This window comes from Pseudovibrio ascidiaceicola (assembly GCF_900114245.1).
Lineage (GTDB): Bacteria > Pseudomonadota > Alphaproteobacteria > Rhizobiales > Stappiaceae > Pseudovibrio > Pseudovibrio ascidiaceicola.
The window spans coordinates 360,924-374,440 of record NZ_FOSK01000003.1 but is presented as its reverse complement, the minus strand read 5'-3'; the positions used below and the strand labels follow the sequence as shown (position 1 = coordinate 374,440).

The following is a 13,517-nucleotide window of genomic DNA, read 5'->3' as shown; positions in this document are numbered from 1 at the left end:
ATTATGAAGCTTTTCTATATGGTTATGGGCTTTATGGCAGGTCTGCTGCCTTTGTCCGCAATGGCTGCAATTTCTGGATACCAACGTCCTGTGCCTCAGCCACAAAGTGCGACTGCTGAGCTTTGGTTTGGTTTCGCTACGGTTATGCTGGTTGTCTCACTTTATGTCGTGCACAGGGTTGTAAAAGGCAGATGAGCGAAGAAGACCTCAGCAATCGCATCAGCGTAAGAAGGCTGGCACTCTATCTTTACCCGCTGGGTATTGGAGCGGTCGGTATCAACCTTTTCTTCTTGTCTCTGATTTTTTCATGGGTTGGATGGCCGGTGATGTCACCTTACCTGGCGATGGCTGGCGGCGTTGTTTTGGGCTATCCGTTTGCGTATCCCTTTGCAAAACATATCCGTTACCTCATGGATAAATCGGATGGTTTGCTGGACTGATTAACTGCTTTGCGAGCATGGGAAGCCGAGCGCGATCTATATAGATCGCGCTTTTTTTTGTGCGCAGTGTTCATCTGATTGTTCTGACTGACAGTTTTATCAATTCAGAAGCAAAAATTAATATGCCAGCATAGTGTTGTTCCGCTGGAGTTGTGCTGCGTTCCATCTGATTTGGTGTTTCCTGACAGGAGAGACAACAGTTGCGAGCGTCTGTTGCCCCAATATCGCTAGCTAGTTTGATGAAGCAGGGCCGCCTTCTGCTTGCATGTCTTTGTTTTTGCGCGGTTTTCAATAGTATTGCGCAAGCGCAGAATTCTCGCTGGCCACTGAACTGGGGTGATTGGGAGACGGCGACCGGAGATTGGGGCGGATACCGGACGAAACTCAACGATATGGGTATCGATCCAGAGCTCAATTACACCCATGATATTATGGCAAATCCGGTTGGCGGCGAACGGCAAAGTGCTGCTTATGCAGGTGCGCTTGATGCAAGTATCGACTTCGATCTCCAGAAACTGCTGGGTTTGAATGGAACCAGCTTTAGCTTTGGTTTGTATCAAGGTTTGGGGCGGGATCTATCCGGTGAAGATATCAATAATGTTTTTGATGTTGCGCAGATCTTTATCGGAGATGTTTTCGGCATTTCACAGATGAACATTTTGCAGAGGCTGGCGAATGATCGGGTGGAGATTGCGATAGGCCGCCTCTCTACGGGGACTGACTTCGCTTACAGCGATGCGTTCCCTCTCTACGTGAACAGTGGTGTCAACGGGAACCCCGTACAATTGTTGGAAAACTTGCCGTCGTTTACGACACCTCCTTTCAGTCAATGGGGTGTTAGAGGAACGCTTAAACCGCAGGAATCCCTTTATCTTTCTGTCGGTGCTTATAATGCGGACCTGAATGCACAGGACAACGACAGTCAGGGACTTAACTTCAAGTTCAATCCTGAAGACGGTGTGTTGGTGATTGCAGAAGGTGGTGCTTTAGTCGGGCAGGAGAAGACCAGCGCTTATTTACCGGGGCGGTATATGCTTGGTGGTTATTATGACACCAGTGACTACACGCCATTTACCGATGCCAATGCGACGGAAGAGGGTAACTGGGGGCTCTACTTCATTGCGAACCAGATGGTTTATGAAGAGCAAGCGGATCAAGGTCTTAATCTCTGGGGGCTTTTTACATTTGCGCCACAACAAAGCATCAACAGTTTGCCTTATGGAGTGAGTGGTGGCGCCTACTACAAAGGGCTGCTTGATAGCCGCGATAATGACATCACGGCAGGTGCATTTTATCTTGGTTTCTTCAGCGATGATTTGCCGGGACAGACCTTTGAACTGGTGTTTGAGATCAACCATCGTTTCCAGTTTACGGAATGGTTCTATACGACAGTCGATGGGCAGTATGTGGTGAACCCAAATGGACAGACAAATATCTCTGATGCGTGGGTTGTTGGCTTCGAAATGTCCGTTGATTTTTAGGTCCAAAGACGTTGTTTTTTCAGAAAAATAGCTCGTTTTCGAGAGTGCAAATCACTTGCAAAAACCATCCATGCACGACAAAGAAAAAGTACGTGGAAATCCACTGTAATCTTTGCGTTTTTGTGTGCGCTCACTCGTTCTGCAAAGTGCTCTGGCCTTCAGAAAAGCAGTACAAAATTTCAGCTTTAAAATAGTTAGTTTCAGGTCCGAATTTTGATGTGCTCTGATGAACGCACTGACTTTACTTCAGAAATCACTAAATTAGTTTAGTTTGAAGTAATTTGAAATATGGACAAAAGCTAAATTATCACGGAAACGTGAGATGTAAACTCAAGTTAAATTTAAATCTTGAGTTATTGGTGCCAGTATTTCTGAAGCATTCAATTTGATTGCAATCAAAATACAAAAGTAATCTCGTTGATATATTTTTATCAGTTCAGTTGAGAAGTTGATTCTATCATGCAAACGCAGATGGGAAGGCGGCATTTTCTTGGTATGTCCAAGTATGCGGAGGATAAGCCGTGTCCGCCTTACAGTATTGGCAAAGTTGAATTTTCCGATGTATGCACCGGTTGCGGTGACTGTGTTTCGGCGTGTCCTGAAAAGATCCTTCGAATTTCTGAGCGGAGTAGGTTGGCTGTTGTCGATTTTGGGGTGGGACCCTGCACCTTCTGTGAAGCGTGCGTCGACGTTTGCAAAGAGGGAGCACTGGTCAAGACCGAAGCTGCACCTTGGGCAATGAAAGCAACGATCGGCTCCAACTGCCTTTCTTATCAAAAGATCGCGTGCCGGGCTTGCGCTGACTTTTGTGAGTTGAGGGCAATCCGATTTCATCTTGGCCTGGGTGGCCAGCAAATTCCTGATTTGGACAGTGAAGCCTGTACCGGGTGCGGTGCCTGCCTTGTTGCTTGTCCCAATGGATCCATCGAAATGCGCGAAATTAAACTCCAAGAGGAGGTTCTATGAACATTTGCGGCGTTCTCGTTAGTTGTTTAGCGGGACAAACCCAAGAGGTTTCTGAAGCATTGTCCGCCCTGCCGGGCGTGGAAGTTCATATCACCAAAGAGGATACAAGCCAGCTCGTTGTGACTGCGGAGGATACGGAAGAGTCCTTCGCTGATCAGCAGGTGCTGGAAATTCACCGGACGCCGGGCGTCGTATCCGCTGCACTTACCTATCATCAATTCGAACCAAACACCGACCCTGACTTGAAGGCGGCCTAACGGGAGGCAAAACATGTCAATCACGGCATCTCGCAGAGATATTATAAAGTCAGCAGCGGTTGCAGCAACTGCTTCTGCGGCTGGCATCGCTTTACCAAAGTCCGCCGAGGCTCAGGGAAAAGCCTCCGATATACGCTGGGACAAGGCTGTTTGCCGCTTTTGCGGAACAGGCTGCTCTCTCCTTGTTGGTGTTAAGGACGACCGTGTTGTCGCCACACAAGGGGATCCTGACGCACCAGTGAACCGCGGCTTGAACTGTATCAAGGGCTACTTCCTTTCCAAAATCATGTACGGCAAGGATCGCCTGACAACGCCGCTTCTTCGCAAAACCGCTGGCGTTTATGACAAGCATGGTGAGTTTGAGCCTGTTTCCTGGGATGAAGCTTTCACTGTCATGTCCGAGAAGTTCAAGGACGCATTGAAGGAAAAAGGCCCAACCGCAGTTGGGATGTTTGGCTCTGGTCAGTGGACCATCTGGGAAGGTTACGCTGCTTCCAAATTTATGAAAGCTGGTCTGCGTTCTAACAACATTGATCCGAATGCCCGTCATTGCATGGCATCAGCTGTGGCTGCTTTCATTCGTACCTTCGGTATTGATGAGCCAATGGGTTGTTATGATGACATGGAGCTTGCCGATGCATTCGTGCTTTGGGGCTCGAACATGGCTGAGATGCACCCAATCCTCTGGTCACGTATTACAGATACCCGTCTGACCAAACCGGGCTGTGAAGTTCATGTGCTCTCCACCTTCGAGCATCGTTGTTTTGAACTTGCTGACAACGGCATGGTGTTTACGCCACAGACGGATCTGGTGATCCTCAACTTCATCGCCAACTACATCATCGAAAATGATGCGGTGAACTGGGATTTCGTCAACAAGCACGTCAACATCACCAAAACCGCGACAGATATCGGTTACGGTTTGCGTCCGAATGATCCGCGCGAGCAGGCTGCCGAAAATGCTGGCTCCGGCAAGATCTCCAAGATTGACTTTGAGGAATATAAGCAGCTCGTTTCCAAGTATACGCTTGAGTATGCAGAGGAAATGTCTGGTGTTCCTGCCGACAAGCTTCTGAAGCTGGCGAAGATCTATGCTGATCCTAATCGGAAGGTCATGTCTCTCTGGACAATGGGCTTTAACCAGCACTCACGCGGCAGCTGGGTGAACAGCCTTTGCTACAACATTCATCTGCTAACCGGTAAGATCTCTGAGCCAGGCAATGGTCCATTTTCTCTGACAGGCCAACCATCAGCGTGTGGTACTGCCCGTGAGGTTGGAACATTTGCGCACCGTCTGCCTGCAGACATGGTGGTCAAAAATCCAAAGCATCGTGAAATCTGTGAGACTGCCTGGAAAGTTCCTGAAGGAACAATTCCTGCCAAGCCTGGCTACCATGCAGTTCTGCATCATCGCATGCTTAAAGATGGCAAGCTGAATGCCTACTGGGTTCAGTGCACGAACAACCTGCAAGCAGCCCCTAATATGAATGAGGAAGGCTGGCCGGGGTATCGCAATCCTGAGAACTTCATAGTTGTCTCTGATCCATACCCAACCGTTACAGCAATGGCTGCTGACCTTATTCTGCCAACGGCGATGTGGGTGGAAAAAGAAGGGGCCTATGGTAACGCAGAGCGCCGTACCCAGTTCTGGCGTCAGCAGGTGAAAGCCCCGGGTGAAGCCATGTCAGATGTCTGGCAGGTTATGGAGTTCTCCAAGTACTTCAAGACAGAGGAAGTCTGGCCTGAAGAACAGCTTGCCAAAATGCCTGAATTGCGCGGCAAGACACTTTTTGAAGTGCTTTATGCAAACGGTGTTGTCGATAAGTTCCCGGTCTCTGAAGTCAAAGAAGGCTTCAATAACCATGAGTCCGAAGACTTCGGCTTCTACGTTCAAAAAGGTTTGTTTGAAGAATACGCCGGATTTGGGCGTGGCCATGCGCACGACTTGGCTGACTTTGACGTCTACCACAAAGCGCGCGGTCTTCGCTGGCCAGTGGTTGATGGCAAGGAAACTCTCTATCGCTTCCGCGAAGGATACGATCCTTACGTTAAAAAGGGCGAGGGCGTTAAATTCTACGGTAAACCTGATGGCAAGGCGAACATCATCTTCGCGCCTTATGAACCGGCTGCAGAAGTGCCAGACAACGAGTATGACCTCTGGCTCTGCACCGGGCGTGTGTTGGAACATTGGCATACAGGTTCCATGACGCAGCGCGTCCCAGAGCTTCACCGGGCATTCCCGTCTGCTGTTCTGTTCATGCATCCGCAAGATGCACGGGAACGCGGTCTTCGTAGAGGGCAGGAAGTCACTATCTCCACTCGTCGTGGTGAAGTGCTGACACGGCTGGAAACCCGAGGTCGGAACAAGGTTCCAAAAGGCTTGGTTTACATGCCTTTCTTCGATGCAAACCAGTTGACCAACAAGCTTACGCTCGATGCCACTTGTCCGATTTCGAAAGAAACCGACTACAAAAAGTGCGCTTGTAAGGTGGAAAGCGCTTAGAGCAACCCTCTGAGCAGCAATGGATAAGAACCATGTCTGATCTCAAAAAGACAGGCCTCAGCAGTGCAAAGCGTCGCCAGTTTCTTGGCGACGCGGCCCGCACAGCGTGTGGCTGTGCTGTTGCTGCGACGTTTCTGACGGTCTATCAGGCGCAGGCTAAGGCTTTTCCTGCCGACGCCATCAGACCGCCAGGAGCACTTTCTGAAGAAGAGTTTTTGAGTGCCTGTGTGCGATGCGGACTGTGCGTTCGCGATTGCCCATATGACACGTTGAAACTCGCCGAGCTTGGTGAAACTGGCCCGGCAACAGGAACGCCATACTTTACAGCTCGCGATGTGCCTTGTGAAATGTGTGAGGATATTCCTTGTGTTGCTGCCTGTCCGACAGGAGCGCTGGATCATTCTCTTACTGATATCGATGATGCTGATATGGGTGTAGCTGTTCTGATCGATCAGGAGAACTGCCTCAACTTCCTCGGTTTGCGGTGTGAGGTTTGTTATCGGGTTTGCCCGCTTATTGACGAAGCGATCACGCTCGAAATGACACCAAACACACGGACGGGCAGTCACGCAGTCTTTTCGCCAACTGTCTATGCAGATGTCTGCACGGGCTGCGGTAAATGCGAGCAATCGTGTGTTCTGCCGGAAGCTGCAATCAAGGTTCTTCCTCGCCGCATTGCCAGAGCTGAGAGTGCTGAGCACTACCGGCTTGGTTGGGAGGAAAAAGCCAAGGCAGGAAATGCCTTGGTACCCGGTGTGATCGATCTACCTGACCGTGTGCCGGATGCTGGTGGGTTTGAGCCTGTATTCCAGCCAGGGAAGGGGCGGCCATGACAACTCATGCATTAGACGCTCATGCACCAAAAGAGAAGAAGAGAAGCTGGGTGCTTCGCAACAGATTTCTGTTGCTCAGACGGAGCACGCAATTGCTCATTCTGGCCCTCTTCCTTGCAGGGCCATGGGCTGGCCTCTGGATTGTTAAAGGAACTCTGACCTCCAGCATGACGCTGGATATCCTTCCTCTGACAGATCCGTTCCTGCTGCTGCAGACTATAGTGACAGGACATTGGCCTGAACTGACAGGTTTGATTGGTGTTGCCCTTGTGGTTGGCTTCTATGCTGTCTTTGGCGGTCGGCTGTATTGCTCATGGGTTTGTCCCATGAATGTGGTGACCGACAGTGCCAATTGGCTGCATCGCAAGCTTGATCTGAAGAAAGGATGGCAGCCGAAAAAGCATACCCGATATTGGGTGCTGGCAATGACGCTGCTTGTTGCTGCCGGATCTGGCTCTCTTGCTTATGAGCTGGTTAATCCTGTGACCTTGCTGCACCGCGGATTGGTGTTCGGCATGGGGTTTGCCTGGGCTGCGGTGCTGATGGTGTTCTTGTTCGACACCTTTGTGTCCCGGCATGGCTGGTGTGGGCATCTTTGTCCTATGGGAGCTGTCTATGGGCTGCTCAACACCAGGAGCTTGCTGCGGGTTTCTGCAAAAAACCGGGATGCCTGTGATGACTGTATGGACTGCTTCGAGGTTTGCCCTGAGATCCACGTGATCTCTCCGGCTTTACGAGGCAAAGGGGATGACACCCCGCTGATTGTAAATCGAGACTGTACGTCTTGTGGTCGCTGTATCGACGTATGCGATCTGGATGTTTTCAGTTTCACTCATCGTTTCGATACTCAACTTATTCAACCTACTTCAATCGAACCGGGCCCCCGCGATCCGGTCACGACCAAAGCTATGGGAGGTCACAAATGAAAACGGGAGTGCCTTGGAAGGCTATCACCATTATGGCGGTTTTGCACCTTACCGGCTTTGCTGCCTTGAACGCACATGCAGAGGGGGTAAAGTCACTGAGGGGTGTACAGGTTGATGAACCTGTCTTCGTCGAGCCGATTGCTCGTCCGCAAAATACTCGGGTGAACCGTGAGTTTCGCCAGCAACCACCATTGGTGCCACACAAGACTGAGGCTTATCAGGTCGACTTGAAAGTCAACCAATGCCTGACGTGCCACGACTGGGCCAATGCAGGTGAGAAAAAAGCGCCAACCCTGTCCATGACACATTATGCAGACCGTGAAGGACGTCAGCTGGACCGAGTTGCAGGTACACGCTGGTTCTGTACGCAATGCCATGTTCCTCAAGTCGATGCTGATCCATTGGTGGAGAATGAATTTACTCCGTCAAGCGAACGCTAGATGGCACTTCTGACTGGAGGAATTTAATATGAGCAATCAAGGCGCTATTCCCAGTAATGATCAGGGACCTGGCTTGTTCAAACGGATCTGGCGGTTTTTGAGACATCCTGCAACGACAATTTCTGCAGGCGCTCTGTTGCTGATTGGTGTTGTTGTCGGTGTGGTTTTTTGGGGTAGTTTCAACTGGTCCATGGAGATGACAAATACCGAAGAGTTCTGCATCGGCTGTCATGAGATGGAAGCAAATGTTTATGCGGAATATACCGAAACAGCTCACTATGCGAATGCATCTGGTGTACGGGCAACGTGCCCAGACTGCCATGTGCCGAAAGAGTGGGTGCACAAGGTGGTTCGCAAAGTACAAGCTTCCAGAGAACTATATCACAAGGCTTTGGGCTCCATTGATAGTCCGGAGAAGTTTGAGGAGAAACGTCTTCAACTGGCAACCAATGTTTGGACTGCAATGAAGAAAACTGACAGCCGCGAGTGCCGCAACTGTCATGAATTCAACTCCATGGACTTCGTTCTTCAGGAAGGTCGTGCCTCTGCCGCTCACTCTGATGCATTCAAGGAAGGCAAGACCTGTATTGATTGCCACCAGGGTATCGCTCACAGCCTACCAGCCAACGCGCTGGAAGCTTACAAAGAGAAAGTCTCTGCTGTTTATGATTAGGCATCGCTTATGCTAATTGTACGGGACGCTTGAATAGTAACCCACCTTTGAGAGTTCTCGAAGGTGGGTCTTTCTTTACTCCTACCAAAGTAAGTGAAGCGAATCAGCTGTTGAAGAAACTGCTGATTGTCATCTGCTCGAAGCTCTCATCTGTGTCGTTGCTTGATCCAAATCAAATGAGGCAAGGAGAAGCAGCCTGAGATGTGTTTAAAATGACACAAATATGAGTATTTTATTCATGTATTTTACTTAGGTGGCCATTTTTACATTGATAGATATCTCAACTCAATAATATGAGTAATTAACTCATATTAAAGGTTGTAGGGATGTCCAAGGGTTTTGTCTCCGGCTTGATGACCGGAATCTGCTATCTTGCACTGCAGTCAGGTGCATATTCTCAGGAGCAAACAGAGCCACAAGAGCTCGGGCCAATTGTCGTCACAGCTTCGCGTAGTGAGCAAAGTCTGGATGAGGTCACCCGCTCCGTCGCTGTGGTTGAAAGCGAGCAGATTGAGCGATCTGTTGCGGATAGCGTAACTGAAGTTCTGCGTGATGTTCCTGGTATCAAGATTATCGATAGCAACGTTGCAGGTATGAAGCGGATCAGCATTCGTGGTGAAGAATCTTCGCGAAATGTTGTGCTCGTAGATGGGCAAGAGATCTCTGATCACACTTCTTATGGCGCTGTATTCCTGATTTCTCCGTCTGATATCGAACGCATTGAAGTCGTGAAAGGGCCGGGCTCGGTCTTACATGGCTCAAAAGCTATCGGCGGCGTTGTAAATATTATCACTAAGAAGGGTGCCGATCGTGCCGTGCAGGTTGAGGTCGGAACAGCCTTCGATTCCTCTACTGATGGTATTACGGGTTTCAGCTCAGCTGCTGGTACTGTTGATCAGTGGGACTATCGGTTTTCTGCTAGCAAATCCAAACATGGTGATCGCGAAACAGCAGATGGTACGCTGGAAGGCAGTGCTTTTGAGAACCAGAGTGTAACTGCCTATGTTGGTTATACTGGTGACCAACACAAAGTTAGTATCAAGGCTGAGCGATTTGAGCAGGAAAGTGAGGTTTACACTGATCCTGCCGATATCGGGTTTGTGATGCGTCAGTTTGATATGGATCTGCCAAAGCGAGACCGTTCCAAAATTGGCTTATTCTATGACTTTACCGATGTAAACGAGAGCATTGCTAAGGTCCATTTGGATGGATACGTCCAGCAGATTGATCGTGTTGCACTGGTTGACTATGAGCTAGCTCCTCCTGGGGCGCCAATTATGAAGCGTGAGAATAAGACTGAGAGCGAACTGCTTACATTCGGCCTGAATGGACAAGTTGATCTGACCCTAGTTGATAACGTATTGACCTCAATCGGCTTTCAAGCTGTTCAGGATCAATTAGATAAGGATAGCTTCAGCACTGGTAAGACCACTATCAGCGTTCCTGGGCCTGTTTTCCCGGTCAATATTACAGAGCGAGATGAGGCCAAGCTTACGACTTTATCAGCGTTCCTTCAAAATGAGTGGGATCTGAATGATGATCTTACACTGACCGCTGGTGGCCGTTATTATTTCGTCACTAGTGAGAATAAAGGTACAGCGGGTGATCGTGATGAGAGTGATCAGGCATTTGTGGGGGCTTTGGGTGTAAACTATACGGGCTTTGAGAATTTTGCACTAAGAGCGCATGTGTCTCAGGGATATGTATATCCGACACTCCTACAAAGTACACTGGGCTCAGTATTTTCTCCTGCTGGAAAAATTTATGGCAACGCTGACCTTGATCCGGAAACGTCAGTGACCGCAGAGATTGGTGCGCGTTACGACGGCGGGCACTTGATTGTTGATGCGAGCGCGTTTTATACCGATGCGAAGGATTACATCACATCGGTTGATTGTGATGCAGCAGTTCATGGTTCAAAGTGTACCGCAAACTCAGATATTTACGTCAATATTGATGCGGCTAAGACTTGGGGTCTTGAACTTGCTGCTTCCTATCAGTTTGCTGAGCTGGCAGTCACTCCATATGTCAATATCACTTTGATGCGGCGTCAATTTAGCTCTGGAGCAACCAACACCTTTGATACAGACACGCCGTTGGTATCTGGCCGTTTAGGCGTGATGAAGTCTTGGGCCTTTGATAACGGAGTTGAAGCCTATGCTGATCTTTACAGTCGCTTCTCCAGCGAGCATCGGCAGAAGGGTAGCAGTGGCATCGATGAAGAGGATGGTTTTGCCACGCTTAACCTAGCAGGCGGCTTTTCCTACGACTTCGATGAAAAGCGCACGTTAAAAATGCAAGCAGCTGTCGAGAACATCTTTGACCAAGACTATAAACCATCTGTCGAAGAACTAACTGCACCGGGCCGGGCGTTTAAACTTTCCGCGAGTGTCATCTTCTAGTTTTCTAAGCCCTGCCCTTATTGCGGCGGGGCTGTATTTAAAGGATATCATCACATGAAAACCGTGCTTCTCATGTTTCTGCTAAGCTCAGCGGGGGCGAATGGTGAGGTGGGTGCTTCCTACGTTGAAAAAGACAGTGTTGAAGAATGTCAGCAAGGCATTGTTGCGTTGAAGGAAATTTTGGCAGAGCCACGCTTTAAGATCCATTATGCTGGTTGCCACCAAAGCTCTGCCCATATCTCCGAGTTTGAACATCCGGGTGCTGATGATGAAGGCGATAAGCCGGAGCGGTTCGTTTATCTCAACAGGATAGAAGAAGGTCAGTTGTTCGTTTCTGAGGCTGATAGCCTTTCCAGTTGTGAGGCGAGCATAAGCAAAGACGAGAGCTGGTGTGCTGTGAGCACGCAGAAGTTGTTGCAGCGGTAGCTAGACCTATGCTTTGCTCCTCCCATGGGAATTCTAATGTTACTTTGGGGGGAGTGCGAATGACATCTCAAGAAAAGACAATCTGGATTATTGGGGCAACTTCAGGGATTGGTAAGGAGCTTTGTAAGCTTTATGCGGATGATGGCTGGCAGGTTGTTGTGAGTGGCCGCCGCGTTGGGCGACTTGAGGTGCTGAAAGAAACCTATGCTGGGGTGACGAGCTTACCGCTTGATGTGACGGATAATGAACAGATAGTTCAAGCCGCCCACGACTTTGGTGAAAATGCCAGCCTGCCTGATTTGACACTTTATTGCGCTGGCGTCTTCCACATTGGTGGCCTTTCGACGCTAACTGACGACGTGTGCGTCAATGCGATGGACACGAACTATTTCGGTGCAGTGCGGACCATACATAACTTGTTCCCACTGCTGAAAGAACGTGGCTCCGGGCAAATTGCTATTATTTCCTCGCTTAGCGGGTATGGAGGGCTGCCTTACGCTGCAAGTTATGGCCCTACAAAAGCTGCGCTTATCAATCTTTGTGAAGCGCTGAGGCCGAGTTTTGACCGGGCAAACCTCTCTCTTTCTGTTATCAATCCCGGTTTTGTAAAGACCGCGATGACTGAGAATAGCAAGTTGCCTATGCCCTTTATCGTGAGTGCGGAAGGAGCTGCCAAACGGATCAAGAAAGGGCTTGACCGTAAGAGCTTTGAGATTGCGTTCCCGTTTCCGCTTGTTGCGGCTTTGAAACTGCTTCGGTTTGTCCCTTATTGGGCATATTTCCGACTGGTTGCTCTTACAGCGGGTAAGCGAAATTCTTCATAGAGATAAGATTAGGAAGGTTGGAGATGGGGTGATCTCTGACCCTCCTTGGTTTCAGGTGCATGTGTCATTGCTTGCTGTAACTCGGGTAGAAATGCCCAGATCTCTCGGTTGAGTTTCACAAGCTTCTCGATTGCATTTCCCATTTGTGTGATGCGCGCGTCGTCCACTGCCTTGATTTCACCGAGCTGGATCTGTCCGTTCTTGCGTTGGATGCGCATGGAATGGGTATGCGTGATTTCGCCTTGCTGGTTCTGTTTGAAAGTTGCGTGGCTAAACTCATTTCTTAGCCGGGTACTTTCGTTGAAGATGCGAAGAATGCGGCGTAGCTTCTTTTTCAAAGCCACATCTTTCAGCTTTGCGTCGGCAAGACGTTCTATCAGCTCCAGCCTTGCTCTCGTTGTGTTGAGAGTGCCGAAGACCAGCGTTGCGGTGAGTTCGTCGGTCTGCATGAGATGCTGCAGGATGTAGATGAACGTGCTCTCATTGTTGGACCAGCTGTAATTGATGTTTCCAATCAAAGCGAACAGGAGGTTGCGCCGCCCGGCTTTGTTGGGTGCAATTCTATCAAGTTCGTCAAAGTCAGGTGAATGGGAGATTTGATCGTGCATCAAGCGCGCCTGTCTGAGAATACTCGTTTTACAGCCTATAATTACGTTTCTAACGCTAGGGTAGCAAAGCTAGGGCGTTATTTACAGAGCGCGACGGGCAGGTTTTGCTTGGTGACTCTTTGATTGAACGTCTGAGGAGTGTTGGTGAAGTAAATGAGGCTTAGATTTGATGATTCCTGAGATTTAAAGGAGCATAAGCCACAGTGACTGAAGATATTCTTGAAATACCTGTGAAGAAATTTATGCGATCTGGAATGTGTATTACTGGGCGGACTGTGCCTTTAAATTAGAGTATCGCGTTCTTTTATTAGTCGGCAAAGTTTGGTTATAAACCTATAACTTTTACACTCAAACAGTGTTTAAGCTACCTTGAGAATTCACTGCATATTACATAGGTCACTGAAAACCTATTTCTTGATCAGGTTGCTATGTGATTTAGATGACACTGTCATTATTGAGACCAATAAACACTTCCCTGTTAGGAGTGCTTACCTGTTTTTTGGTAATATTTAAAACACTAATTTGCAAATACTAACGTTAATTAATTATTAATATCATAGAATAACATAGTAATTATTGTCTAGTTCAATTGAGTGTATTGTTGATTTTTACCAGATATTACTCTTGGTTTGTCTGTTTTTTAGGCCGTGGTATAGCTTCCGCCGCTTCCAAGAAGAATATTATTTCTTATTTATTGGAAGTTTTGTTTGGAGGAATGGAGTCTATTCGTTTTAGCAA

At 48.7% G+C, this 13,517-nt stretch carries 14 protein-coding genes; 13 read left to right on the top strand and 1 reads right to left on the bottom strand.

The features are described from left to right. Positions 1 to 3 precede the first annotated feature (3 nt). From BM231_RS08285 to BM231_RS08225, 13 genes are all read left to right on the top strand, one after another. Positions 4 to 195: a hypothetical protein gene (locus BM231_RS08285; RefSeq protein ID WP_063312649.1), complete on the top strand. Its 192-nt coding sequence runs from the start codon at positions 4 to 6 to the stop codon at positions 193 to 195. Beyond that, positions 192 to 440: a hypothetical protein gene (locus tag BM231_RS08280; RefSeq protein ID WP_057461267.1), complete on the top strand. Its 249-nt coding sequence runs from the start codon at positions 192 to 194 to the stop codon at positions 438 to 440. Before BM231_RS08285 ends, BM231_RS08280 begins: the two co-directional genes overlap by 4 nt. Positions 441 to 679: 239 nt before the next feature. Further along, entirely contained in the window at positions 680 to 1,921 is a 1,242-nt protein-coding gene (locus tag BM231_RS08275) for a carbohydrate porin (protein ID WP_093518406.1), read from the top strand. Positions 1,922 to 2,380: 459 nt separating this feature from the next. After that, a complete protein-coding gene (gene napF / locus BM231_RS27535; protein WP_093518404.1) occupies positions 2,381 to 2,887 on the top strand; it encodes a ferredoxin-type protein NapF in 507 nt (168 codons plus the stop codon). Beyond that, positions 2,884 to 3,144 (top strand): chaperone NapD, encoded by a 261-nt coding sequence (locus tag BM231_RS08265; protein ID WP_063312646.1) that lies wholly within the window; start codon positions 2,884 to 2,886, stop codon positions 3,142 to 3,144. Before napF ends, BM231_RS08265 begins: the two co-directional genes overlap by 4 nt. Before the next feature lie 13 nt (positions 3,145 to 3,157). Further along, complete coding sequence (napA, locus tag BM231_RS08260; protein ID WP_167550280.1) at positions 3,158 to 5,647, top strand: nitrate reductase catalytic subunit NapA; 2,490 nt, start codon at positions 3,158 to 3,160, stop codon at positions 5,645 to 5,647. 32 nt (positions 5,648 to 5,679) lie between these two features. After that, entirely contained in the window at positions 5,680 to 6,480 is an 801-nt protein-coding gene (gene napG / locus BM231_RS08255) for a ferredoxin-type protein NapG (protein WP_057461271.1), read from the top strand. Continuing rightward, positions 6,477 to 7,406, top strand: coding sequence for a quinol dehydrogenase ferredoxin subunit NapH (napH, locus tag BM231_RS08250; RefSeq protein WP_093518402.1), 930 nt, complete (start codon positions 6,477 to 6,479; stop codon positions 7,404 to 7,406). The genes napG and napH overlap by 4 nt, the downstream gene beginning before the upstream one ends. After that, a complete protein-coding gene (locus BM231_RS08245) occupies positions 7,403 to 7,846 on the top strand; it encodes a nitrate reductase cytochrome c-type subunit (protein WP_208860193.1) in 444 nt (147 codons plus the stop codon). The genes napH and BM231_RS08245 overlap by 4 nt, the downstream gene beginning before the upstream one ends. Before the next feature lie 28 nt (positions 7,847 to 7,874). After that, positions 7,875 to 8,519, top strand: a complete 645-nt coding sequence (locus BM231_RS08240; protein WP_063312643.1) for a NapC/NirT family cytochrome c — start codon at positions 7,875 to 7,877, stop codon at positions 8,517 to 8,519. Positions 8,520 to 8,845: 326 nt separating this feature from the next. Further along, positions 8,846 to 10,921 (top strand): TonB-dependent receptor plug domain-containing protein, encoded by a 2,076-nt coding sequence (locus BM231_RS08235; protein WP_093518400.1) that lies wholly within the window; start codon positions 8,846 to 8,848, stop codon positions 10,919 to 10,921. Between the two features lie 54 nt (positions 10,922 to 10,975). Beyond that, positions 10,976 to 11,347, top strand: a complete 372-nt coding sequence (locus tag BM231_RS08230) for a hypothetical protein (protein ID WP_093518398.1) — start codon at positions 10,976 to 10,978, stop codon at positions 11,345 to 11,347. Between the two features lie 59 nt (positions 11,348 to 11,406). After that, the gene (locus BM231_RS08225; RefSeq protein ID WP_093518396.1) at positions 11,407 to 12,171 is read left to right on the top strand and encodes an SDR family NAD(P)-dependent oxidoreductase; all 765 of its coding nucleotides are present in this window, start codon (positions 11,407 to 11,409) and stop codon (positions 12,169 to 12,171) included. Between the two features lie 8 nt (positions 12,172 to 12,179). Here BM231_RS08225 and BM231_RS08220 read toward each other — a convergent pair whose 3' ends face one another. Further along, positions 12,180 to 12,779 (bottom strand): hypothetical protein, encoded by a 600-nt coding sequence (locus BM231_RS08220; protein ID WP_063312639.1) that lies wholly within the window; start codon positions 12,777 to 12,779, stop codon positions 12,180 to 12,182. Positions 12,780 to 13,517 lie beyond the last annotated feature (738 nt).

Coding starts and splice junctions, on each gene's coding strand:
- napA (WP_167550280.1), top strand. CDS start 3,158: ATGTCAATCACGGCATCTCGCAGAGATATTATAAAGTCAGCAGCGGTT.
- napH (WP_093518402.1), top strand. CDS start 6,477: ATGACAACTCATGCATTAGACGCTCATGCACCAAAAGAGAAGAAGAGA.
- BM231_RS08240 (WP_063312643.1), top strand. CDS start 7,875: ATGAGCAATCAAGGCGCTATTCCCAGTAATGATCAGGGACCTGGCTTG.
- BM231_RS08265 (WP_063312646.1), top strand. CDS start 2,884: ATGAACATTTGCGGCGTTCTCGTTAGTTGTTTAGCGGGACAAACCCAA.
- napG (WP_057461271.1), top strand. CDS start 5,680: ATGTCTGATCTCAAAAAGACAGGCCTCAGCAGTGCAAAGCGTCGCCAG.
- BM231_RS08245 (WP_208860193.1), top strand. CDS start 7,403: ATGAAAACGGGAGTGCCTTGGAAGGCTATCACCATTATGGCGGTTTTG.
- BM231_RS08235 (WP_093518400.1), top strand. CDS start 8,846: ATGTCCAAGGGTTTTGTCTCCGGCTTGATGACCGGAATCTGCTATCTT.
- BM231_RS08230 (WP_093518398.1), top strand. CDS start 10,976: ATGAAAACCGTGCTTCTCATGTTTCTGCTAAGCTCAGCGGGGGCGAAT.
- BM231_RS08220 (WP_063312639.1), bottom strand. CDS start 12,779: ATGCACGATCAAATCTCCCATTCACCTGACTTTGACGAACTTGATAGA.
- BM231_RS08275 (WP_093518406.1), top strand. CDS start 680: ATGAAGCAGGGCCGCCTTCTGCTTGCATGTCTTTGTTTTTGCGCGGTT.
- BM231_RS08280 (WP_057461267.1), top strand. CDS start 192: ATGAGCGAAGAAGACCTCAGCAATCGCATCAGCGTAAGAAGGCTGGCA.
- BM231_RS08285 (WP_063312649.1), top strand. CDS start 4: ATGAAGCTTTTCTATATGGTTATGGGCTTTATGGCAGGTCTGCTGCCT.
- BM231_RS08225 (WP_093518396.1), top strand. CDS start 11,407: ATGACATCTCAAGAAAAGACAATCTGGATTATTGGGGCAACTTCAGGG.
- napF (WP_093518404.1), top strand. CDS start 2,381: ATGCAAACGCAGATGGGAAGGCGGCATTTTCTTGGTATGTCCAAGTAT.